Here is a 23459-nt window from a genome sequence, read left to right as displayed (position 1 = left end):
GCTTACCCCTTAGGATTAAAAATGACGGAAAAAATAAAACCAAACAAAATAGCTGACATCAGCCCGGCAGCAGCCGAACGAAAAGCGCCTGTAAATAGCCCTAAAAGTCCACTTTTATCCACATCCTGAATAACACCGACAACCAGAGCATGGCCAAAGCCTGGCAGAGGAATAGTTGCGCCAGCACCAGCCAGATCAACGAGGGGTTGATAAAGTCCGATTCCACTTAACACTGCCCCCAAGCTGACAAATAGCACTAAAATATGGGCTGATGTCAGTTTAGTCAGATCCATAAGCAGCTGACCGATAACACAAATCATGCCGCCAATAATAAATGCCACAATATAACCCTGCATAAAACATCCGCCCTTCTTACACCTCGATTGCCGCAGCATGAGCAATGCAAGGAATGGTTTCATTTTGTTGATAAGATGTCGTACTGTGTAAACATCCTGTGCCAATAAATAATATTTTGTTCAAATTTTTTTTACACAATTCTTTATAGAGCAGTCCACAAAAAACAGCAGCAGAACTGGCACATCCGCTCGCACCCGCATGAACGTCCTGATCGTCCCGATAAATAAGACAGCCACAGTCTTCATAACGGTCACCAACAGCGTAACCTGCTTCATCAAGCAACTCGATAACAAGTTGCTTGCCGATTTTCCCTAAATCCCCAGTATAGATGCCATCATAATAGTTTGCATCCCGGCCTGTGTCGTGAAAATGCTGCACAATCGTATCTACGGCAGCCGGGGCCATGGCCGGGCCCATAGAATCAGGATCACTAATACCCATATCAACAATTTTCCCGACCGTGGCAGTCGTGATTTTAGGTAGTTCTAACGTCTTCTCATCTGATAACAAAACAGCTCCAGAACCTGTGACTGTCCATTGCGCAATAAGTGGGCGCTGCACACCTAGTTCTGTAGGATAGCGATATTGGCGCTCAGCCGTATCATGATGACTGGAAGCCGCTCCAACGACGTTGTGAGCAAATCCCCCATCAATCACCATAGCCCCCATAATCATACTTAATGCCATACTCGAACAGGCACCATACAGTCCGATAAAGGGACAATGAAGATCACGCACAGCAAAATGAGTCGACATTAATTGATTTAATAAGTCACCAGCTAAAATATAATCCACTTGTTTTAAAGATAACTGAGCCTTATCCACAACACTTTTAATGCTCCATTCAAGCATGGATGATTCACATTTTTCCCAACTTTCACACCCATTGAGCGTATCTGAAAGCACCTTATCAAAGCAATCCGCCAAAGGACCGTCTCCTTCCTTAGGCCCAACAATTGTCGCCGTTTCTCTCACTATGGGTGGCAGGGAAAATCTCATACTTTGCTGACCAATTTTTTTATACATGATTCACCTTCTTTGTAAGCTGGGCTAACCACCAAGACTCATGAGCCAATGCAACAACCCGACAATAAAAGCCGTAATTGTTCCATAGACAATAACCGGACCGGCAATAGTAAACATTTTTGCTCCCACACCAAAAACAAAACCTTCCCGCTTAAATTCCATAGCAGATGCAACAATTGAATTGGCAAAACCCGTAATTGGCACAATCGATCCTGCCCCGGCTCGCTTGCCCAATTCATCGTAAATTCCGAGGCCCGTCAAAAAAGCACCTAAAAAAACCATAACAGCCGAAGTAGCCGCCGTTGCGTTGGATCTGGATAGTCCCGCCCCATCCATAAATGAGTTCTGAATAAACTGTCCCAATACACAAATAAAACCGCCAACAACAAAGGCCCAACAACAATTCTTCACAAGCGGTGGTTTAGGATTCAGGCGTTCGACCCGTTTTTTATAACGCTCTTTTGCTTGGTTATCCATGAATGGCACCTCATTCATTATCTTGACCACAGTTTTAAAAATCATACCTTACACGGACAGAACCTGAAAAACAAGCAGAGAGCCTAGGCTCTCTGCTAAAACAGCCAAAATTACTTCACGCGAAAAGCAATACGAACATCCGCTTTATATTCTGTAACTCCTCCGTCTTGAATTCTCGCAGTAAAGTTTGACACTTCCACACCTGTTAGTTCATCCAGTGTTTTGCTCGCCTCGTGAACAGCATTATTTACTGCTTCAGTCCAATTATGAGGAGAAGCACCCACAAGTTCAATGACTTTTCCAACCAATCTTTATACCCCCTTTACAACAATAGAATAATTCTATTGTGCTTATAAAGTGACTTTTTTATCCCCCTTATTCGCAAGGTTCAACAGCAAAAAACAAGAACAATCCTGAGAATGCTGCCAGACTTCTTTGGCTCGAACAGGAACTTTAGGAACAAAGTCGTCATACAACAAAAGATAAGTCATCAGACTTGCGCCAAGAATCAATAATGTGGTATAGAAAATATAATGCAGCCGTCGTTTTCTCATCTATGACACCTCTTTTTTATGATTAGTATTCCAAAAAATCTTCATATTCAACAAAAAAAAACCTCATCATGAGGTTTGTAAAAACTGGCGGATGGCCTTTAATGTGCTTTTTTCCAAACGTGAAACCTGAACTTGCGACAAACCAATGAGAGATGCAATTTCAGCTTGCGTCTTATCTTCAAAAAATCTTAGTTCAATAATCGTTCGCTCTTTTTTGGGCAATCTCGCGAGTATTTCCGTTAGCGCTAAATGGTCCAAGAGGGGGCCTTCCTGATTCTCACTCCGTCTTATTTGATCAAGGAGCGTAACAGAATCATTGTCATCATGAAAAGCAAGCTCAAAAATAGACGCAACAGGCTGAATTGCCTCAAGAGCAGCAACAATATCTGCTGCATCAAGTTTCAGCATCTGTGCAACTTCTGCAATCGTTGGCTCACGCCCCTTAATGCCTTGTAATTTTTCTTGGGCACGATGAATTTTGTAAGCCAGCTCCTTTACAGGCCGACTCACTTTTACAGGATTATCATCCCGAATAAACCGACGAATTTCACCGATAATCATGGGAACAGCATAGGTAGAAAATTTCGTGTTATAAGACAAATCAAACCGTTCAATCGCTTTCATAAGACCAATGCAGCCAATCTGAAACAAATCATCCCATTCATATCCTCTGTTGCTAAAACGATGGACAATGCTTCTCACAAGATTGAAATTTTGTTCTAACAAAAATTCACGGGCTGCTTCATCGCCCTGTTGGGCTTTCATAAGCCATGTTTTAAATTCTTCATCATGCAGCATAGCCGTCCCACCTAATGTACAGACTTTTGTTCACAGCGTTTAATCATTCTTACGGTGGTCCCTTGATTAACTGCAGATTCAACATGAAGCTCATCCATAAAGGATTCCATAAAAACAAATCCCAGCCCCATCCTTTCGGGGTCAGTAGAAAATGATGGCTGCCGGGCTAAGGAAATATCTTCAATCCCATGACCGAAATCAGTAATGATAAATTCCACCCAATCCTCATAAAGAGTCATGACAAACTCAATTGTACCCATACTACTTCGATAACCATGAATAATAGCATTCGAGATGGCTTCCGAAATGGCAACCTTAATATCTTCAATTTCATTTACAGTAAATTCAGCCTGTGCCGCAAAAGCGGCTGATGTAACACGAGCGATAGCCACATTCTCACTTACACTATAAAGATTCATTTTTACTTCATTTTTCACTGCCATGTTGTCACCTCCTCATACCTGTTCCATTGCTTCACTCTCCGTCGGATAGACAGCTAATATTTTATGTAGTCCAGACAATTCGAAAATGCGAACAATTTGCGGTTTCACATTTGTCACAAAAATTTTACCGCCTAATAAATTTACTTTTTTATAACGGCCTAAAATCACCCCGAGCCCAGAGCTATCAATAAATGTCAAATCGGCCAAATTCATGAGCAGGTATTTACTTATATGTTTATCAAGCACCTCATCGACAACCTGCCGAAATTCATTGACTGATGACAAATCCAATTCTCCCTCAATGCGAACAATAAAAATTCCACTTTGCATATCTGTCGTAAGTTTCATATAGCCCCTCCTACTACTTTCATTCTCACTAATTATTAGCTTATTTCGCCACAAGGAAAATTTTTCCTTCTAGTCATTTTAAAAATAATTTGGATATATTAATCCCAACAAAAAAAAGTGGGAGAACCCCACTTTTTTCCATCAATGAGCAAGAGCGAAGAAATCGGCCATCATTTCTTGAAATATTTTAACAAATCCAGCCTTGGCAACGGATTTTTCGGCGACTAAATCCACTTTATCGATTTCTTTACCATCTCTAAGCACAAGGAGTTCACCATACTTCTGCCCCTGCTGAATAGGCGCCACAATACTTGACTCCGTTACAATTTTTTTCTGAACACTCCGATTCTGCCCCTTCACAAGCAACAAATTCAAATCAGATGCTGCTACTAATTGCACATCATGCTCTTCCCCCTTCGCGACTCGCACCCTGTCCACCACTGCCCCTTGCTCTACAACAGACAAAGCAGAATAGTTGGCAAAACCATAATCTAAAAGTTTCATACTCTCACGCAAATGGGCGCGCGGTTCTGGCGCTGCAAAGACTACCGAAATTAAACGAAGCCCATCACGTTTTGCTGTACCAGCAAAACAATATTTCGCTTCTTCCGTCCACCCCGTCTTTAAACCATCAGCCCCCTCATACCACCAAAGCAGCTTATTCGTATTAACTAGCCAATTCTTCCCATTTCTCAGCCAATATTCTTTTATTCCGCAAAGTTCAAGATATAAGGGATGCTTAACGGCTTCTTTAACGATCAAGGCTGTATCGTATGCACTCATGTAATGATTCGCCACAGGCAATCCGTTAACGTTACTAAAATGCGTATCTTTCAGTCCCAATTCAGCTGCACGCTCATTCATAGCCGCAACTGCATCTTGCTCATTACCATAAAGATGTTCCATCATAGCGACAGCCGCATCATTGGCACTCACAACAGCGATGGCTACAAGCATATCATGAATAGACATTTTCTCCCCTGGCTCAAGCCAAATTTGCGATCCACCTTGCTTCCAGGCATTTTCACTCGCGTAAATTTCATCTGTTAGTTGAACTTTCCCCTGTTCCACTGCTTCGACAGCAAGTAACAACGTCATCGACTTGGTGACACTTGCGGGTGGCAGCGGCTTGTGAGAATTCTTTTCATACAGGACAATCCCGTTTGAATCCATTAACACTGCCGACTCAGCCGTTGTCATAAGTTGAGTTGTAACAACTTTGCCTTTACTTGCAGCAGATGCTTGATTCCAACTACTCAATCCAGGTAAAAAAACAAGGGCAACAACAAAAACAATACACATGATTCGATAGTTTCTCATGCTTCTTTACACTCCTTTCGCTCATTTTTTAGGTTGTCCATAAACGAAAAGGTTACACTACGAAACAAAAGAAAATGGTTGGCAAAAATGCCAACCATTTCCGTTTATTTTATGATTGCGTTTTTTCAATAATAGATCTAGAAATTACCTGACTTGTCCTTCACTAACTGCTGTAAAAAGCTCGTCCCATAAGGTAAATCGGATTCAGGCAAGAAGTTTTCCGCAATGGTAGCCCCAATATCGGCAAAAGTCGATCGCACGCCTAAATTATGTGATTCAAGGCCCTCAGCATACACGATAAGAGGCACATACTCCCGCGTATGATCTGAGCCTGTTGCCGTGGGATCGCAGCCATGATCGGCTGTAATAATAAGTAAATCATTAGAATCAAGCTGCCTTATAAGCACAGCCAAATCCTGATCAAATTCTTCTAGTGCGGCTTTATATCCCGCCGGGTTGCGCCGATGTCCATACTGGCTGTCAAATTCAACTAAATTAGCCATAATCAGCCCCTGCTGAATCTCTGTTTTCATGAGCGCACTAAGCCGCTGCATGCCATCGTGATTGGACTGGGTCGAAACAGACTGAGTTAAACCACGTTGCGCAAAAATGTCACCAATTTTCCCCACACCAAGGACGGAAAATTCCTGCTTTTTTAATAAATCGAGGACAGTCGGCGCAGGCGGAAAAATACTGTAATCATGTCGGTTCGGTGTGCGTACAAAATTGCCAGGCGTACCAATAAATGGCCGGGCAATAATACGTCCTACTTGATGGTCACCAATACAAATCTCCTTGCGCGTAATCTTACAAATACGATAAAGCTCATCAAGACCAAATGTTTCTTCATGAGCTGCAATCTGAAGTACACTATCAGCCGAAGTATAGACAATCGGCTGGCCGGTACGCATATGCACTTCTCCAAATTCGGCAATAATCTCCGTTCCTGAAGCCACCTGATTCCCCAACATTTTATAGCCTGTAAGTTGTTCAAAAGCAGCAACAATGTCCGGTGGAAATCCTTTGGGATAGACCGGGAAGGCAATAAAAACAGGACAGCCAGCCATTTCCCAATGGCCGCTTGTCGTATCTTTACCACGTGATATTTCTGCTAATTTACCATAACATCCCCTAGGTTCTAAGGGACAAGAAACGCCACATAAACTTTCAATACAGCCCAATCCTAAGGACTCTAACGACGGCAAAATAAGCCCACCTTGCGAGCGGGCAATATGACCTAATGTATGTACATTTTCGTCACCAAAATCAGCTGCATCAGGTAAAGCCCCGATACCAACGCTGTCAAGTACAATTAAAATTATACGGTGAAACACGAGTGAGATCCCTTCTTTTAACTCAATTTATTATTACAGTGTTCGGTTATCATCACTAATTTATACATATTTTAGGCCCGCGGATGAGTTTTATCATAGACTTCTTTTAAATGATTCTTCGTCACATGCGTATAAATCTGTGTCGTAGAAATATCGGCATGCCCTAGCATTTCCTGAACAGATCGTAAATCTGCGCCATTTTCCAGAAGATGTGTTGCAAAAGAATGCCTTAGCGTATGAGGCGTAATATCCTTCGTAATATTAGCTTCATGGGCATACTTTTTGATAATCTTCCAAAATCCTTGTCGTGTAAGTCGATTTCCATGATGATTAACAAACAAAGCCGGTTCTTCATAAGTGCGAACGAGTTTCATACGCGCTTTTTGTGTGTACTCTAAAACACATTTGACTGCAATGGAGCCAAGTGGCACAATTCGTTCTTTTGATCCTTTACCAAGGCACTTGATGTAACCCATATCAAGATTAACATCGGAAATATTCAATGAAATCAGCTCAGAAACACGAATTCCCGTGGCATATAACAATTCCAGCATCGCTTTATCCCGCATGCCTGCCGGTAAAGTCGTACTAGGTTGCCGCAATAACTCTTCCACTTCGGCAATAGATAGGATTTTAGGCAACTTTTTTTCCAATTTTGGCGACTCAACATTCATTGCCGGATCCTTCTCAACATAACGTTCCCGAACTAGAAATTGGTAAAAAGATTTGATTGCCGCCAAATTGCGTGAAATGGTTGATACGGCACGGCCTTTTACCTGGAGATTGTTCAGATAGCCAATGATGGTCGTACGATCAGAATTTTTTACGACATCCATATCACTCGATTGCAAATAAGTTTGAAATTGGCGCAAATCTCGGCCATAGGATTCTAAAGTATTGGGAGCTAAACCTCGCTCTTCAGCAAGATAGTGAATAAACTGATTAACATAACTTTCCACTATGATCACCCTTTTTTCTCCCTGAATTTCACTCTTGCAGCCACACACACACTGTTTGGTTATTTATTCCACGCGCATCAAGTAGATCCCTTTCGATTCTTGTCGAAAACATGATTATTTTTATGTATTTTTGTAACCTTCATGGAACATTATTAAATGGAGCTAGAACACGCAAGGGTTTTTCCACAACAGGTTCACTTGGAACAGGCGGCCCATGCAAAACATTCGAATAAAGAGAAATGATTTTGAAGAGCAGATAAAAAATAACCGCTAAGATAAGCAATATCTTACCATATTTCCGTGCTTTCGCTAGAGCTTCTCGCAATGAAAAAATGACTACCATGTCCCTGCCCCCTTCCTAAAACTTGCTATTATATTTATTCATACTATGTTGCGTTTATTACAACAAAGCACAAACCTGCTTGAAAACATAAAAAATCCTGCCGATTTTTCCTATACGGCAGGATTCATTAAGACAGTTAGCCACTATGCGCTTAGGAATTCACTAAAAAGCGCGCCACAAGTTTCATAAAAACGGGGGATATATAAACCTCAATCAACGAAGCCAGAACCATAACAAGAGCCATAATAAAACAAATAAAACTGTAACTCACAGCTTCTACCATGATATGTTGCCTGCCCCGCACTTTACGACGCATAAGCATCCAAGAAAAGCTTGTCGCAACAACACCCGTAATAATAACAGCCGGAACAGAAAACATGCTATGTGGCAATACAGAAACAAAAGCAAAAGCTAGGCCACGCAACACATACTCATTTACTAAAAATCCAACAGTAAAACCGACAATAAAACCACGCGTAAAAATCAAAAATACAACGAAGGGAATCCCAATAATGGTAAAACCTAAAATCCACATAAGTAAAATAATTTTTATATTATTGGCTAAAGCAGAAAAAATGAGCTCGGAACCGGTAAGCTCCCCCCCTTGAGTCAGCCCCATAAAAAACAAATGCAAGTAACTGACAAGCTCCGCTTTTTGATCATCAGGCAAAACTTTCACAGCTAACGCCCCGACAACAATACCAATAATAAAAAACAAAACCATGAAGAAAAAAGCTACTAAATGAGCTCGTAAAAACAGCTGGATATTTTGCCGTAATCCTAAAAGCATGTCCTTAACTCACCTCTTTGCAATTCACTACTTTAAGGTATGCAAAGAAGACAAGAATTAGAACGCTAGAACGGATTATTCAAGAAAGACCTTACCATAAAGACCACCGCCACCCGCATTGAGCAGCACATTTCCAGCCCGCCCCTTGATAATCTTATCGGCTATTTTCGCGTTTGTAGCCGCTTCAAGTTCCTCAAACGAAGCCTCATGCAAAATATAGATTTCCGAAGCCAGACAATTACGTAAGCAAAGACGCGTTTTAGGACCAATACCTGGCAAAAAAGCCAGCGGAATTTGATAGATATAAGACGGCCGAAAAGCTGGGTGCTGAGGCAGAGCGAAATCGGCAATATCAAAAATCCGGTCAAATACGCCCCGCACAACACGTGAACTGCCACAAGTCTTACAAGTAAACTGCCTTAGTGACTGTTTAAAAAATTGACCATGACTGCCACAATCGAGACACACTGTTTCATGATACTTGCCTAACTGGGGATTTAACCCGTAATTGGCCATGACTTTGCGTTGTCCTGAGCGTTTTAATACCTTGCTAAACTCACTAAAAGTAGGTTCTTCCATGGAAAAGACGTTGAATTCCCGTCCAATCTTATCAAGCGAATGGGCATCCGAATTAGAAAGAAGCGTAACAGTCTGAAGCTCAGCCAAACGATCAGCAAGCAAGCTATCAGCACTGAGACCAATTTCCATGGCAGCCACATAATTCAGCTGCTTATCCGATAAAATGTGACTTATGCATTCAGACACAGCACCAAAAAGACTTTTAAAAGGAGTAAAAACATGGGCAGGCACAATAAGTGTGTCGTAAGCGACAGCTAGATCAACAAGCTCAGCAAAAGACATATGGGCATTTTGCGAACTCATATTGACATTTTTAATATGCTTAGACATTTGCAGCGTAAAAGGCTTGATAGCAGACAAATCTGGAAAGTAAACCAACGTATGACAGGAACCGCCTTGCGGCTCTGTTGTCTCAATCTCTGCACCTAATAATAAATTCAGTGTACCCTGCTCCGTCGCATAACGATATCCTCCCCCGCTAACCGGGATGAGCAAGCCTTCTTCAATGAGCTGCTCAATATCGTTTTGAACAAGCGGCGACAAAGCATCAATAATCCCAATGAGATGTAATCCCTTATAAAGGGATTCTTCTAAAATGTTACGAACAGTCAGACGGGCCGATGTGGGTATTTTTACCCATCTGCCACACTCGCTCATTCCGACATGAATATGAAGATCAGCATAATAAGATTTCACCGGCAGCTACTCGCTGCCATAAGCAGCCCGACAATACTCTTGGCATCATGAATACGACCGTCAGCGATCATCTGCTGTGCTTCTTGGAATGTACAATATTCCCTATTTAAAAATTCATCGTCATCAAGATGCTGTGCTGTCTTAGCTAACTCTGTTGCTAAATAAATAGTGATTTTTTCATTGCAAAAACCTGGCGTCGTATAAATCGCTGTCAACTGCTTAAGTCTCCCCGCCAAATAACCTGTTTCTTCTTCCAGTTCTCGTCTGGCACAATGATCTGGATCTTCCCCTTTATCAAGCTTGCCAGCTGGAATTTCCAGCAAAGCTTCACCAACAGGATGACGATATTGCCTGACAAGAACAATTTTGTTCTCAGGTGTTACAGCAACAACGGCTACTGCTCCAGGATGGACGACAACGTCGCGCCCAGCTTCTTTGCCATTGACTAGAACAACTCGCTCTTGCTTAACTGTAATAATGCTTCCTTGAAATACTTTCTTACTGTCAATTAGTGTTTCTTTTAACTCCATCGTATCACCTTTCATTGAAAAGGCCGCACCGAGTTGCAGCCTTACGCCCGCATTTCCATTCTTAGTTTATCGGCAATCATGGCCATGAATTCAGAATTCGTTGGTTTTCCTTTTTCAAGTTTGACTGTATAACCAAACAGACGATTAATCATCTCAATATTCCCGCGACTCCAGGCTACTTCAATAGCATGGCGAATCGCACGTTCTACCCTTGACGGCGTTGTTTGATATTTTTCTGCAATCATCGGATAAAGTACCTTCGTCACAGCCCCCAAGAGTTCAATTTCAGAAATAATCATCATAATGGCATCACGCAGATACTGATACCCTTTAATATGAGCGGGTATGCCAATTTCTCTAATAATATTGGTAACCTCCACATCGACAGGACGCGCTTTAATAGCCTGCGCAACAATAGGCCGCTGAGACGTAATCGTCGTAGCGAGTTGCCGAATGCGGCTGGCAAGTACATCCATATTAAAAGGCTTCAATACATAATAATCAGCACCAAGCTCTACAACACGCTGAGTAATCGCTTCTTGACCAAAGGCCGTGAGCATAATCACTTTCGGCCTTTTTCCACCCTGAACATTCATTTTTTCTAATACGCCAATTCCGTCAAGATGGGGCATGATAATATCTAAAATAACCACATCTGGATTTTCTTGTTCCATAATAGTTAAAATTTGCTCTCCATCGTAAGCGACACCAACAAGTTCCATGTCAGCCTGATTTTGCAGAAATTCCTGCATGATCCCTGCAAATTCCCGATTATCATCGGCAATTGCTACTTTAATACTTTCTTTTGTCATTGCCATAACCTCCCTGAATTTGGTCTGCTAGACGAATTCGACAAAGAATCGGCATATCCTTCCTGTCATGGAAAAAATATACACTTATGTAAAATTATCAGGGTAGAAGGCCCTGTCTAATTTCTACATATATTGTACACCCATTGAAGCTTTAAGAAAATAGCAAGACCAGAAAACTCTTGGATAGAATGGTTATGGGTACCCTCACACTTATATTTTTTCTCTCGGTGTATAGTGAGTATGAAAAAGCTGGTGAGCTTTTTCACTGCCAATTTCACCAATATATTCTTTATAAAGAGTTTGAACTGCGGGATTATCGTGAGATTTTCGTATTTCCTTATTTCTATCTTCTCGATAAAGAGCATCCATTCGCTTCTTTACTATATCCATATTTCCAAAGTGATAAGGCTGACCACCACCATCTATGCAGCCGCCAGGGCAGGCCATAATCTCGATAGCGTGATAATTTGCTTCACCCGTTTGTATGGACGTTAAGAGGGTTCTTGCATTGCCAAGGCCGTGGGCTACTCCAATTTTTATTTCCTTGCCATTGATATTGACACTAGCTTCTTTTAAACCTTCTAGTCCTCTTACATCATGGAACTCAACGTTGCTTAATGTTTCACCTGTTAGCCACTCATACGCAGTTCTAAGGGTTGCCTCAATAACGCCACCTGTAGTACCAAAAATTACTGAAGCCCCTGTGGACTTACCTAATGGATCATCAAAATCTTCTTCAGGTAAATTCTTGAAATCAAGGCCCGATTCCATGATCATATCTGACAGCTCTCTTGTTGTTAGCACAAAGTCCACGCTTTTTTGACCCCTCATTTCTAAATCAGGGCGAATTATTTCATATTTCTTGGCTATACAAGGCATAATGGAAACTACCACTATTTTAGCAGGATCTATATCAAGCTTTTCAGCAAGATAGGTTTTAGCTATCGCTCCGAACATCATATGTGGCGACTTACATGTGGAAGGTATGTCTAGTAAATCAGGAAATTGATGTTCGATAAATTTTACCCAACTAGGACAGCAGCTTGTTAATATTGGAAGTCTCCCTCCGTTTTTAAGCCGATCAATAAATTCATGCGCTTCTTCTACTATTGTTACGTCTGCTGCAAAGTCTGTATCAAATACTTTATTAAAGCCTAATCTTCTAAGAGCCGCTACCATTTTACCTGTAACACTAGTGCCTGGTTCCATATTAAACTTTTCTCCCAGTGCAACTCTGATAGCTGGAGCTGTTTGAACGAATACATGTATTTCCGGATCTGATAATACTTGCCAAACAGCATCTACATTGCTTACTTGCGTTAAGGCTGCAGTAGGACAAACAGCTACGCATTGACCACAGAAGGTACACATCGTCTCTAGCATAGGTAGCCCGAAAGCAGGAGATACTACCGTTTCAAAACCTCTATCTACGGCAGAAAGTATGCCACATGTTTGAACTTCATTACACATCGTTTCGCATCTTCTGCACATAATGCATTTATCGAGATTTCTATATATCGCACCACTAGAGGAATCCTTTTTATAATGTGACATTGAACCCTTATATTTTATTTTTCGAATACCTAGCTCAGCTGCTAAGAGTTGTAATTGGCACTGAGTATTTTTTTCGCATACAAGGCAGTCAGTCGGATGATCGGATAACAGCAATTCTACCATTTTGCGTCTTGCTTTGGTTGCTCTAAGGGTGTTTGTTTGGACAGCCATTCCTTCAGCGGCTTCTGTAACGCAGGCAGGTGCCAAATTTCTTCGCCCCTCAACCTCCACTAGGCAAACCCGGCAGGACGCCGTTCTGTTAACCATTTTTATATCGTGCAGATTAAGATAGCACAGTGTAGGAATATTTACATTAATAGATTTGGCTGCATCAAGTATTGAAGTGCCTTCAGGTACCGTTACTTTGAACCCATTTATCGTTAAATGAATCATCTTCAACTTTTTATTCCTCCTTTCCTGTTATTTTCTTGTAATAGCATTAAACTTACACTTAGTTGCACAGGCACCACATTTGATACAGCTTTCCTTATTAATCGTGTGAGATTGTTTTACGGTTCCTGTAATAGCATGAACAGGGCATACCTTAGCACAAGCCGTACACCCAACACATTTTTCAGGACGAATATGATATTTTAAAAGTGCTGTACATACACCAGCCGGACAGTTTTTATCTTTAACATGAGCTACATACTCATCCCAGAAAAAGTTCATCGTACTTAAAATAGGGTTAGGCGATGTTTGACCAAGACCACAAAGAGAAGCGTCTTTAATGATGCTGCCAAGTTCCTTGAGATCTTCAAGATGCTCCATCGTTCCTTTACCTTCTGTTATTTCTGTTAAATTTTCATAGAGACGTTTATTACCAATCCTGCAAGCTGTACATCTTCCACAGGATTCATCAACGCTAAATTCCAGATAAAATTTTGCTATATTCACCATGCAGTTATCTTCGTCCATGACGATCATACCGCCAGAACCCATCATGGAACCTATTTTAGTTAAGCTCTCATAGTCTATCGGTGTATCTAAATAGTCTGAAGGAATACAGCCTCCTGAGGGACCGCCGGTTTGGACAGCCTTAAATTTCTTGTTGTTTTTTATTCCTTCACCAAGATCGAAGATGATTTCTCTTAAAGTAGTGCCCATCGGTACTTCTACAAGCCCCACGTTATTTATTTTTCCAGCTAAGGCAAAAACCTTTGTTCCTTTACTTTTTTCAGTTCCGATAGAACTAAACCAGTCTGCACCTCTTAGGAGGACAGGACTTATATTTGCGAAAGTTTCCACATTATTGATGTTGGTAGGCTTTTTCCAAAGGCCGATTTGAGCTGGATAGGGCGGCTTAACTGTTGGTTCGCCACGTCCGCCTTCCATAGAATTTATCAGTGCTGTTTCTTCTCCACAGATAAATGCTCCGGCACCGTATTTTACATCTATATCAAAGGAAAAGTTAGAGTCTAATATATTTTTCCCGAGCAGACCCATCGCGTAAGCTTGCTTAATCGCGGTTCTCAATCTCTGAATAGCAAGCGGGTATTCAGCTCTAATATATATATAGCCTTTGCTTGCACCAATGCAGTAGCCACCAATAGCCATGGCTTCTAACACGGAATGAGGATCTCCTTCAAGGACACTTCTGTCCATAAATGCTCCAGGATCACCTTCATCTGCATTACAAATAATATATTTTGTTTCAGATTGGGATTTTCTCGCCATTTCCCACTTAATTCCGGTAGGGAAACCACCGCCGCCTCTTCCACGGAGTCCGCTGCGCTTCACTTCATCAATCACTTCTTCAGGAGTCATGGATGTAAGCGTTCTTCCAAGCGCTTCATAACCATCAAACGCTATGTATTGTCTGATATCTTCAGGGTTTATCAGGCCACAATTTCTAAGTGCAATTCGCATTTGCTTCTTATAAAAAGGAATGTCACTTTGTTTGGGACAGCTATTTCCTGTCTCAGGTTCATGGTAAATACATTCTTCTACTATATTGCCTTTCACGATATGTTCTTCGATAATTAATTTCGCTTTTTCAGGAGTAACTTCAATATAAAAAATGTTATCTGGCATTATTTTTACAATCGGGCCTTTTTCGCAAAAACCGAAGCAGCCAGTAATTTCGACGCGTACTTTATCACTAAGATCGGCATTCGCTACTTCTTTTTTCAGTGTTTCAACCACATCCATGCTATTCGATGCTTGACAACCCGTTCCGGCACAAATAAGAATATCTATCGAAGAAGTACCTTGCGTGTTTTCACAGCGAGTATTTTCATTGTCTACGGAGCGATTTTTAACTAACTTTTTATACTCTTTTTTTAAAATTCTTAATTCTTCAAGGGAATTTACTCTGTTCATATTGATTCCTCCATATATTCCCTAATAATATTTTTAACATCTTCTACTTTGACTTTTCCATATACTTTGCCATCTACTGTTACAACAGGAGCTAGTCCGCAAGCACCTATGCATCGGATGATTTCGATCGTAAATAAGCCATCGTCAGTAGTGTTACCGTCCTTCAGTTTGAGCTGATTTTTGAATTCTTCGAGAATGCTTTCGGCACCTTTTACAAAGCAGGCGGTTCCCATACAAACGTTAATAATGTGTTTTCCACGCGACTTCATTGTATAGAATGAATAAAAAGTAGTAACGCCAAATACTTTCGCTGCCGTAAGTCCAAGTTTTCTGGATATGAACAGTTGGACTTCTGAAGGCAAGTATCCGAAGATATCTTGAGCCTCATGCAGGACGTTGATAAGACAGCCTTCCTTCTCTTCAATGCTATCAATATAGGCTTCAAGCTTTTGTAATTTTTGACTATCCAATTTGTTTTCACTCATATTTTTTCTGCATCTAAGCAGCACACACCGCCCTTATATTTGTAGAATAATCGGTAGTAACAAATACATCAATGGGGATATTGTTTACGAATTTTTTATAAATATCCGTATGATAGCACGCCTATCTTACGAACTTATACCCCCGCTTCAGCATCCAGTCAGGCCAAACGCTAAAAAGGCTATTGTCCATTACTAGACAATAACCTTTTCCTATTATCGACTGTCGCAGCCATAGAACTTTCCCCTATACCAAGGTTAATTATATCGTCCGTATTTTTCCACGGCGTCAAAAAACGCCTTAACATTTTCGTGTTTGGAATTCATCGGCATATTACACCCCGATGAGTAAATCAGACCTTCCCCATTTTTAAAAGTTGTGAGTAGTTTTTTCGCGTATTCATCCAACTCGCTAGGCAAGGCTACAGTCAACAGTGCTGGGCTTACATCCCCTTTTATCGCGCAATGCCCTTTTAAGATTTCATGAGCCCTAAAGATATCAGTCGCACTGTCAAGTTCCAGTACAAACTTGCCTTTGGGCAAATCAAGAAAATACTCCAAATTTTTCGTCCAGTCCGAATCGCAGTGGAGAATCGGAACAAGATTCTTTTCCACCATCTTCTCAACCATAACTTTCATATACGGCCAGACAAACCGTTCAAAATTCTTCTTATTGATAAACTGGCCCGAACCTCTGACGGCACCAACAAATATCCGATTACAGCCGGTGGCTTTCGCGGCCATTTCCGAACCAGCGATAGTTGCGTTATTTACAATTTCGAGCAATTCAAGCAGTTGGTCACCCATCTGATACATGTCCTTATAAAATTTGTCGATCGAACGTATTATAGAAAAGTTATCGAACGGAACGGTGCCCATAATTGCACCCCAAGTCAAGCTCTGTCCACGAGCAAGCGTACGATCAATCTCGTCCTGTCGGAGTTTGGCCATTTCTTTTTGGGCCGCAGTCACTTCTTCCCGATTCACTTGATGGGCGCGTTCCAGGAAGGTCAGCCGATATTCCGTAAACCCTTTCTCACGGACAATAGCGTAATCATCCCGGGTCATAGTTTCAAATTCTACAATTTGGTACTGGGCGTTATCATCCAGTTCCTTGCCAGGCATGCGCATCCGCCCCGGGCCGCATTTTTGGCCAACAGGAGCATAACGACCGTGCATCATATAGGCGTTACTGTCCCAGACGGGATAAGCTTCCCACACTTTATTGATAGCCTCCTGCGCTTTATCCCAATCCCACATGAATTCCTTGTTGGTAAGTCCGGCAAACTGCCCGGCATACTGCTCAATTATTGGCGCACAGACGACCCGATCTACCTGTTGGAGATTAATAGAAGCGATAATCCGTTCTTCCGCAGTCATTGTGTCTATTGCCATTTTATTTCACCCCCAAATATTTCTTCATCATCCCCACAGCATCGTAAGCGTTTTTGCAATAACCATCGGCATGGACATATTTGCACACACTTTCATCCACCGGACCACCGCCAACCAAAACTTTGGCTGCCGGATAGGCTTTTTGGACTGCGCTAACTGTATCCCGCATGGTATCGAAAGCCGTAGTCAGCAGACAACACATGCCCACTACTTGCGCTTTATGGGTTTTGACTGCTTCTACGAAGTTAGCGATAGGTACATCCACTCCCAAATCTATAACCTTGAACCCGTTACAGTTCAAAATAGTGGAAACTATATTTTTACCGATATCATGGATGTCATCCTTAACGGTGCCAAGTACCATGGTACCGAGGATTTTCGACTCCACGTCCGTCGTTAAAGCAGCTCCCAGCTGTTCTGCTGCAGTAGAAAATACATCGGCTGACATAATAAGTTCAGATAAATAATAATCGCCTGCCTCATATAACTTTCCGACCTGTTCCATACCTTGTTGGAGTTGCCCCAGAACTTCAATAGCCGGAATGCCGACAGCCAGCTGCTCTGTAACTCCCTGTACTACAAGATCCTCATCCAATTCCGCCATAACCTTAGCTAGATCAATCTTTACCATGCTCTCTCCTCCTAGAATATCTGCTTTACTAACATTTTTTGATGATTACATAACAACCAAATTAACCAAAACAATTTTATTTTAATAACTGATTCGCAATCACAATGCGTGCACTTGATTGGCGCCCTCAAATATGTGCAATATTACATCAATTGTATTGGAACTACCAATCCCCCTCTGATCTTTCTTGACAACTGAAAATAGACTTTATCAGTACCACTAAAGCTTTGCTAATCAGGCTACATTGTCGCTAATAAGGACAGCCGACAATGTAGCTTGAAGTTAGCTAGCACTAGAAAAGCCTTATCCTATTCATTACGCCAGCCACAACATTATACGAGATAATCACACACATTTTAATAGAAGAATTCGAATTTGACCATCCAGCACTTATCTAAATTTTTGGAAGTCAGATTGGTTAGCCCTTGATTCTTAATCTTGAAATCTTGCCATTCCAACGACAGTAATACGTTAGGCATCAGCACATTTTCATAGGACACGTACAGCACATTTACGTTATCGCTGGCATGGGTGAAAACATTATAGGGCTGCGGAGCATAGGCCACTGCAGTGGTGTCAAAACCGCCACCGCCACTAGGAAGCGCACCAGCATCAATACTGCGATAGGACACCGCCCAAGCATTGTCACCTTGTTTCTTTACATCAACCAGCGGTACGCACGAATAATAGCAAGCCGTGGCTCCTGGTCCGTCGCCGTTACTCAGTTGCACAACCCAGCCTTTCGGGCTACTAGGTAGGCCGACCGCATTTTTCAGATTACTACCAATATAGTCACCTAACAGAGTCATGCCACTAAATTGATATTTTACAAATACGTCATAGCCTGTGGAGCTATCGAACTTGCCAACGTTAGTATTAAGCGTACCTGTCCCAGTTGCAGTACTCACGCCGGGAATATGGGCCCAATAATAACCCGCTCCTAGACTCAGGTCTTTATCGATCTTGTAGTTCAATTGCGCACTAGTAAATTGGTAAGACTTTCCGGAATCCAGCACACCAGTCCCCAAACTACTATCCGACTTGATATTACCGGTATAAGCGCTGAAAGCTGTATTATCAAACTGCTTTTTGATGAGTACACCGTCAACGGCTAAAGGTTTACCAATAAGGCCATACCCTACCATATCGAGTGCTGACCGACCAGCCCGGATGCTATCAAGTCCCAACGCATTCTTGGCGGTTATGTTCATAATGTCGAAGTAAGCTGTTGAACCATAACTACTGTCAGTATTGCCCCATTTATTGCCCCAATTGGAGCTTAACCGTCCTTGCCAGGAAACGTTTTCGTTAATAGTTCCCCAGAATTTGATGCGTTGCCGGAAGTCGTACATGTCTGACCCCTTTAACTTTGTGGTCCCAAGAGCTTTCGGACTGTCGCCTAAAATACGCATCCGGGTATCGCCCCCCACCCAGGTATTGGTCTTGGCCTCAACCTTGGCTAGGCGCAAACCCAGCTGGTTGAGTTCGCTGGCAAACTCAGCAGACAGTTTGTCGATTAATTGCCTGTCAGCTGCATCGGCTTTGTCATAGCGGGCCACAGCCCTACTTACAACAATAGCCACTTCATAACGGCTCATAGCCCGGTCACCCCGGAAAGTGCCATCGCTGTTACCTTCAATCAAGCCATCTTTAGCTAATTTGGTTATAGCATCATATGCCCAGTGTTGGGCCGGCACATCACTGAACGACCCGGCTGCAGCAAAAGTAGTCCCTGTTATCGTGACCACAAATAGCACGATGAGAATGAATACTAACCATTTCCGCATGTTTCTGTCCTCCTAAAATTAAATTATTATTGCTTGATAAAGGATGGGGTTAGGCGCGAAGCTCTCCCTCCTTGCTGGCTTCACTGCTGCCTAATCTAGCAGCAATAAAGCTATTATCAAAACCTAGTTTCGAAAGGAATCTCAGGTTTTGATTGACGGCATTTCCTTAAGATTCTTAGGCTGTGGAATTTTAGCGAAAACCAACACAATGATGCCAATTACGCAAATGATGGAATTAAGCTGAAACGCCGGAGTATAACTCTTGTACATGTCAAAGAGTTGTCCGCCGACAACACCAGAACAGGAAACAACGAGTGCCGAAATAGCTTGTAACGTTCCATTTACTTTCGGGAAGGCTGCAGGCCCAAAGAAATTCCCAAGCATAGTGTTTTGGGCCACAAACGCCCAGCCGAAACCGGCTCCATAGCAGATTGCTGCGATATAGGCTGCGGCAAGAGTACTTGGGCTAGCGAGAATAGCAAGATAAGAACCAAGGAAGTAACAGCAAATTCCCAACATCATGACATAACGAGCCGCCATTCTATCCATCAACCAACCAGAAATCAGTCGACCAAAAATGCCACCCATGGTGAACAGCCCCATGGCAAAAGCAGCATCAGCAGGATTAATACCTGCCCCTCTCAAGTGCAAAATCCAATGAGCAGTAAAAAAGAAGAATGGCCACTGACTGGCGGCAGCCGCAATAACTGCTAACCAATAGGTAACCGATTTATATACTTCCGCCGGTGTCCAGGGATATTGGGTAATCAATGCATTAATCGAAGAATTTACATTGCTAGCAACGCCTGCCTCTTGGCCATCCGGAATCTGTCCCAAGTCCTGCGGACGCTCTTTTACGAAAAAATAAGCAACACCTCCGGATATAAGAGCAATAACAGCAACAACTATCCATGCTGAACGCCAATTCCCGCCAGTAGTCGCAATCAACTGATTCATAGCTGGCGCACCGATAAATCCAGCAAAGCCTGAAGCCGTCATTGCCACAGCCATCGCTCTACCCCGAAACTTAACAAACCAGCGCGTAATCGCCGTCGACAAAGCAACAATTGTGCAAAAACCAATACCAGCTCCAATCAAAACGCCAAAACCGACTAAATAATGCCAAGGCCGGGACGCCACCAGCGACAACATTAGCGCGCCGATAATCAGCAGCCCTGATCCGATCATGAAGGTCTTTCTGATTCCCCATTTGGTGATTGTTATTCCCACCAGAATAGCCGAAAGACCGACACAAAGGTTCAGCAAAGAAAAGCCTAATCCGTAAGTGGCACGGTCCATCGGGATTTCTTTAAGTAAAAAAGAATTAATAACGGCACCGCCATATAAAGGAAATCCCATGTTAAGTAGGTACAGAACCCATAGGACCCCAACCAGTTTCCAGCCATAGAATTTTTTGGGTTTCTCCATTCATTTAACCTCCTCATTTGTTTCGTTTTTAGAACCATTCCATTCTCAAAAGAAGACTCCAAACGCACCACGCCGACAGATTCCCATGGAATGCCTTATTTCTCCACCTCCAGTCACTATTGCACCTGTTTTGGCACCTATCAATCCCTCCCGGAGCTGCGAAAGCACATACGTTTTTCTTTGAAAAGCAGAACAAATGAGTACCGGTGAAACAAGGCGTCGAGCAAGCCCTCACTTTCAACGAAATCGCCAGGTACTTATTCAACGCCGATAAGCTGTCACAGCCAAATTCAATCTATTTAGATACAATTTGCAACCGCAAGATACTTTAGTCGATATGACTGGCTATTTCATAGGCATCCCAAATCGCATACATGATATTGGCCACCTTGCGAGAGTCGCCGATCAAATAGGTTGGCGAAATTTCCCTGTCTAGTTTCTCATACAGCGAATTCTCCGATATATACCCCACGGCAAGAATAACGGTATCCACTTTAATCGTTCGAATGCCTTCTGCTGTTTCTATTTGCAAGGTACTACCGTCGTAGTTTGTGGCCTTTGCGGAAGTAATTGTTTCGATACCTTTGAACGGGATCAATGCCGTCAGCATTTCGCTATTCGCATGACACAATGGACCATTTACCGCCAAGATTTTGGGAAGGGCCTCGACAATCGTCACATGTTTGCCCTGATCACGCAGCCACAAAGCCGTTTCACAGCCAACCAGCCCGCCGCCGATGATTGCAATTTCTTTTCCCGCTTCTTTTTTACCCAGCAGAATATCGGCAGCCGGATAAAGGGGAACCGAACCTAACGAAATTTTTCTTGGCTTGGAACCGGTTGCCACAATTACGACATCCGCGCCTGAATTTTGCACCATCTGAACATCAACTTCCGTATTCAAATAAATGGGGACGCACAATTTTTCTAGCTCATGCTCATACCATGTGGCAAGAGCATGGTCATCCTCTTTAAATGAAGGAACACCGCCAGGAATCAGGTTGCCGCCTAATCTAGCGTTTTTTTCATATATCAGGGGATTATGCCCCCTCATCGCCAGAACGCGCGCTGCTTCGCAGCCCGCTAGGCCACCGCCCGCAATGAAAATTTTCTTTTTGTGTAATGCTGGCACCAGCCGTTCCGACCGTTCACGGCAGGCTTGAGGATTCACCGCACAGTTGAGCGCTGAATATTCCTGTATGCGGCCCATGCAGCCTTCATGGCAAGACAGGCAGGGACGGATGGACTGGCTATCGCCCGCTTTGATTTTGTTGACATAGTCGGGGTCGGCAAGCAACGGGCGTCCCATAGATATGATGTCGCAAGCGCCCTCCTTTACGGCTTGAGACGCCAGTTCCGGGTTATCCATACGTCCTGCACAGATAACGGGAACATTCACGGCTTCTTTGACCATTTTGGCATAAGAAATGTACAGACCTTTTTCCTGGTACATCGGCGGATGGTTCCACCACCAGGCATCGTAACAGCCCACATCCACATCCAAAGCGTCATAACCGTATTTTACAAGTAATTTTGCGGCCTCAATGCCCTCCGCAGTATCCTTGCCTTTTTCTGCAAACTCTTCATTAGGCAGTGCGCCGACACGCCAGTCTTTGATGAAACTTTTTACACTATACCTGAGCGTTACTGGAAAATCCGCACCGCAAGTTTTTTTAATCTCATTCAAAATTTCGCGGGCAAAACGGAGTCGGTTTTCCAGACTGCCACCATATTCATCCGTACGATTGTTGAACAACGCTATAGCAAACTGATCAATTAAATACCCCTCATGCACCGCATGAATTTGTACACCGTCAAATCCGGCACGCTTGGCATTATGCGCCCCTTTTCCAAACTGCGAAACGATTTCTCTAATTTCTTTTTTTGTCAATTCACGGCAAGTCCTATCCAGCCAGCGATGTGGAATAGGCGAAGGCGCAACTGGTGGATGTTCCCCCAAATTGGTGGGAATGGTAACCCTGCCAAACCCACCGGACATTTGAAGAAACACCTTAGCACCGTAGGCGTGTATTTTTTCAGTCATCTCCCGGGTCGTACGGATAAAGTGCACCGGATTGTGCGTGGAGCAAGGACAGTTTGGCATATCATGCTGTTCTACTTTGTTATCCACAAAGGTGACACCGGTAATAATCAATCCTGTCCCTCCTTTGGCGCGCTCCACATAGTAATCAATACCTCGCTGGTTGAATCCGCCGTCCGCATCGCCAAGCCCCAGCGGTCCCATGGGAGCCATAGCAAAACGATTTTTAAACATGCAGTTCCCAATCGAAACTGCATCGAATAAATTTGCGTACTTAGCTTTCATTAACACTCCTCCTCTTCCATCGTTTTAACTTCGTCAAGCCTGTTCACCAAATGAATTTTATTAAAATCGCCGGACTTATCCATTTGATGGAATAAAATTGTAATCTGTATAACTAGGATATTCTTCATTTTATATAAAGCAATTTTTATGCCAATAGTCTGCTATAAT

The 23459-nt window shown here is 42.7% G+C and carries 24 protein-coding genes; all 24 read right to left on the bottom strand.

Features of this window, described 5'->3' with window-relative positions:
- Positions 1-2: 2 nt before the first annotated feature.
- The 24 genes from spoVAE to Ga0466249_RS10145 all read right to left on the bottom strand — a co-directional run bounded on the left by spoVAE (position 3) and on the right by Ga0466249_RS10145 (position 23291).
- Entirely contained in the window at positions 3-356 is a 354-nt protein-coding gene (spoVAE, locus tag Ga0466249_RS10260; protein WP_215829360.1) for a stage V sporulation protein AE, read from the bottom strand.
- 16 nt (positions 357-372) lie between these two features.
- Positions 373-1383, bottom strand: a complete 1011-nt coding sequence (gene spoVAD, locus Ga0466249_RS10255) for a stage V sporulation protein AD (RefSeq protein ID WP_215829359.1) — start codon at positions 1381-1383, stop codon at positions 373-375.
- Positions 1384-1407: 24 nt separating this feature from the next.
- On the bottom strand, positions 1408-1860 hold the full coding sequence (gene spoVAC / locus Ga0466249_RS10250) for a stage V sporulation protein AC (RefSeq protein WP_246588618.1): 453 nt from the start codon (positions 1858-1860) through the stop codon (positions 1408-1410).
- Positions 1861-1970: 110 nt separating this feature from the next.
- Positions 1971-2168, bottom strand: coding sequence for a dodecin family protein (locus tag Ga0466249_RS10245; RefSeq protein WP_215829357.1), 198 nt, complete (start codon positions 2166-2168; stop codon positions 1971-1973).
- 42 nt (positions 2169-2210) lie between these two features.
- Entirely contained in the window at positions 2211-2414 is a 204-nt protein-coding gene (locus tag Ga0466249_RS10240; RefSeq protein ID WP_215829356.1) for a hypothetical protein, read from the bottom strand.
- Positions 2415-2480: 66 nt separating this feature from the next.
- The gene (locus Ga0466249_RS10235) at positions 2481-3212 is read right to left on the bottom strand and encodes a SigF/SigG family RNA polymerase sporulation sigma factor (RefSeq protein WP_215829355.1); all 732 of its coding nucleotides are present in this window, start codon (positions 3210-3212) and stop codon (positions 2481-2483) included.
- Between the two features lie 11 nt (positions 3213-3223).
- On the bottom strand, positions 3224-3655 hold the full coding sequence (gene spoIIAB / locus Ga0466249_RS10230) for an anti-sigma F factor (RefSeq protein WP_215829354.1): 432 nt from the start codon (positions 3653-3655) through the stop codon (positions 3224-3226).
- 12 nt (positions 3656-3667) lie between these two features.
- Positions 3668-4003: an anti-sigma F factor antagonist gene (gene spoIIAA, locus Ga0466249_RS10225; protein ID WP_215829353.1), complete on the bottom strand. Its 336-nt coding sequence runs from the start codon at positions 4001-4003 to the stop codon at positions 3668-3670.
- 141 nt (positions 4004-4144) lie between these two features.
- Entirely contained in the window at positions 4145-5323 is a 1179-nt protein-coding gene (locus Ga0466249_RS10220) for a D-alanyl-D-alanine carboxypeptidase family protein (RefSeq protein ID WP_215829352.1), read from the bottom strand.
- Positions 5324-5460: 137 nt separating this feature from the next.
- Complete coding sequence (locus Ga0466249_RS10215; RefSeq protein WP_215829351.1) at positions 5461-6657, bottom strand: phosphopentomutase; 1197 nt, start codon at positions 6655-6657, stop codon at positions 5461-5463.
- Positions 6658-6728: 71 nt separating this feature from the next.
- Positions 6729-7625: a site-specific tyrosine recombinase XerD gene (gene xerD, locus Ga0466249_RS10210; protein WP_312889750.1), complete on the bottom strand. Its 897-nt coding sequence runs from the start codon at positions 7623-7625 to the stop codon at positions 6729-6731.
- Positions 7626-7755: 130 nt separating this feature from the next.
- Entirely contained in the window at positions 7756-7959 is a 204-nt protein-coding gene (locus Ga0466249_RS10205; protein ID WP_215829350.1) for a hypothetical protein, read from the bottom strand.
- 151 nt (positions 7960-8110) lie between these two features.
- Positions 8111-8749: a stage II sporulation protein M gene (spoIIM, locus tag Ga0466249_RS10200; protein WP_215829349.1), complete on the bottom strand. Its 639-nt coding sequence runs from the start codon at positions 8747-8749 to the stop codon at positions 8111-8113.
- A gap of 75 nt (positions 8750-8824) precedes the next feature.
- On the bottom strand, positions 8825-10024 hold the full coding sequence (locus tag Ga0466249_RS10195) for an endonuclease Q family protein (RefSeq protein WP_215829348.1): 1200 nt from the start codon (positions 10022-10024) through the stop codon (positions 8825-8827).
- The gene (locus Ga0466249_RS10190) at positions 10021-10554 is read right to left on the bottom strand and encodes an NUDIX hydrolase (protein ID WP_246588617.1); all 534 of its coding nucleotides are present in this window, start codon (positions 10552-10554) and stop codon (positions 10021-10023) included. The genes Ga0466249_RS10195 and Ga0466249_RS10190 overlap by 4 nt, the downstream gene beginning before the upstream one ends.
- A 41-nt stretch (positions 10555-10595) precedes the next feature.
- Positions 10596-11366, bottom strand: a complete 771-nt coding sequence (gene spo0A / locus Ga0466249_RS10185; protein ID WP_215829346.1) for a sporulation transcription factor Spo0A — start codon at positions 11364-11366, stop codon at positions 10596-10598.
- A gap of 210 nt (positions 11367-11576) precedes the next feature.
- On the bottom strand, positions 11577-13313 hold the full coding sequence (locus tag Ga0466249_RS10180; RefSeq protein WP_215829484.1) for an NADH-dependent [FeFe] hydrogenase, group A6: 1737 nt from the start codon (positions 13311-13313) through the stop codon (positions 11577-11579).
- A gap of 27 nt (positions 13314-13340) precedes the next feature.
- On the bottom strand, positions 13341-15242 hold the full coding sequence (locus Ga0466249_RS10175) for an NADH-quinone oxidoreductase subunit NuoF (RefSeq protein WP_215829345.1): 1902 nt from the start codon (positions 15240-15242) through the stop codon (positions 13341-13343).
- Positions 15239-15727 carry an NADH-quinone oxidoreductase subunit NuoE family protein gene (locus Ga0466249_RS10170; RefSeq protein ID WP_215829344.1) on the bottom strand — a complete coding sequence of 163 codons (489 nt, stop codon included), beginning with the start codon at positions 15725-15727 and terminating at the stop codon, positions 15239-15241. Before Ga0466249_RS10170 ends, Ga0466249_RS10175 begins: the two co-directional genes overlap by 4 nt.
- 255 nt (positions 15728-15982) lie before the next feature.
- Positions 15983-17119, bottom strand: a complete 1137-nt coding sequence (locus Ga0466249_RS10165) for a uroporphyrinogen decarboxylase family protein (RefSeq protein WP_215829343.1) — start codon at positions 17117-17119, stop codon at positions 15983-15985.
- 1 nt (position 17120) lies between these two features.
- The gene (locus tag Ga0466249_RS10160) at positions 17121-17750 is read right to left on the bottom strand and encodes a cobalamin B12-binding domain-containing protein (protein WP_215829342.1); all 630 of its coding nucleotides are present in this window, start codon (positions 17748-17750) and stop codon (positions 17121-17123) included.
- A 356-nt stretch (positions 17751-18106) separates the two neighbouring features.
- Complete coding sequence (locus tag Ga0466249_RS10155) at positions 18107-19537, bottom strand: S-layer homology domain-containing protein (RefSeq protein ID WP_215829341.1); 1431 nt, start codon at positions 19535-19537, stop codon at positions 18107-18109.
- A 141-nt stretch (positions 19538-19678) separates the two neighbouring features.
- A complete protein-coding gene (locus Ga0466249_RS10150) occupies positions 19679-20965 on the bottom strand; it encodes an MFS transporter (RefSeq protein WP_215829340.1) in 1287 nt (428 codons plus the stop codon).
- A gap of 328 nt (positions 20966-21293) precedes the next feature.
- The gene (locus tag Ga0466249_RS10145) at positions 21294-23291 is read right to left on the bottom strand and encodes an oxidoreductase (RefSeq protein ID WP_215829339.1); all 1998 of its coding nucleotides are present in this window, start codon (positions 23289-23291) and stop codon (positions 21294-21296) included.
- Between the last annotated feature and the right edge of the window lie 168 nt (positions 23292-23459).

The sequence above is a fragment of the Pelorhabdus rhamnosifermentans genome, assembly GCF_018835585.1.
GTDB classification, from domain to species: Bacteria; Bacillota; Negativicutes; order UMGS1260; family UMGS1260; genus Pelorhabdus; species Pelorhabdus rhamnosifermentans.
Note: the sequence above shows the minus strand (reverse complement) of the source record. Positions and strands in the feature narration are given on the sequence as shown.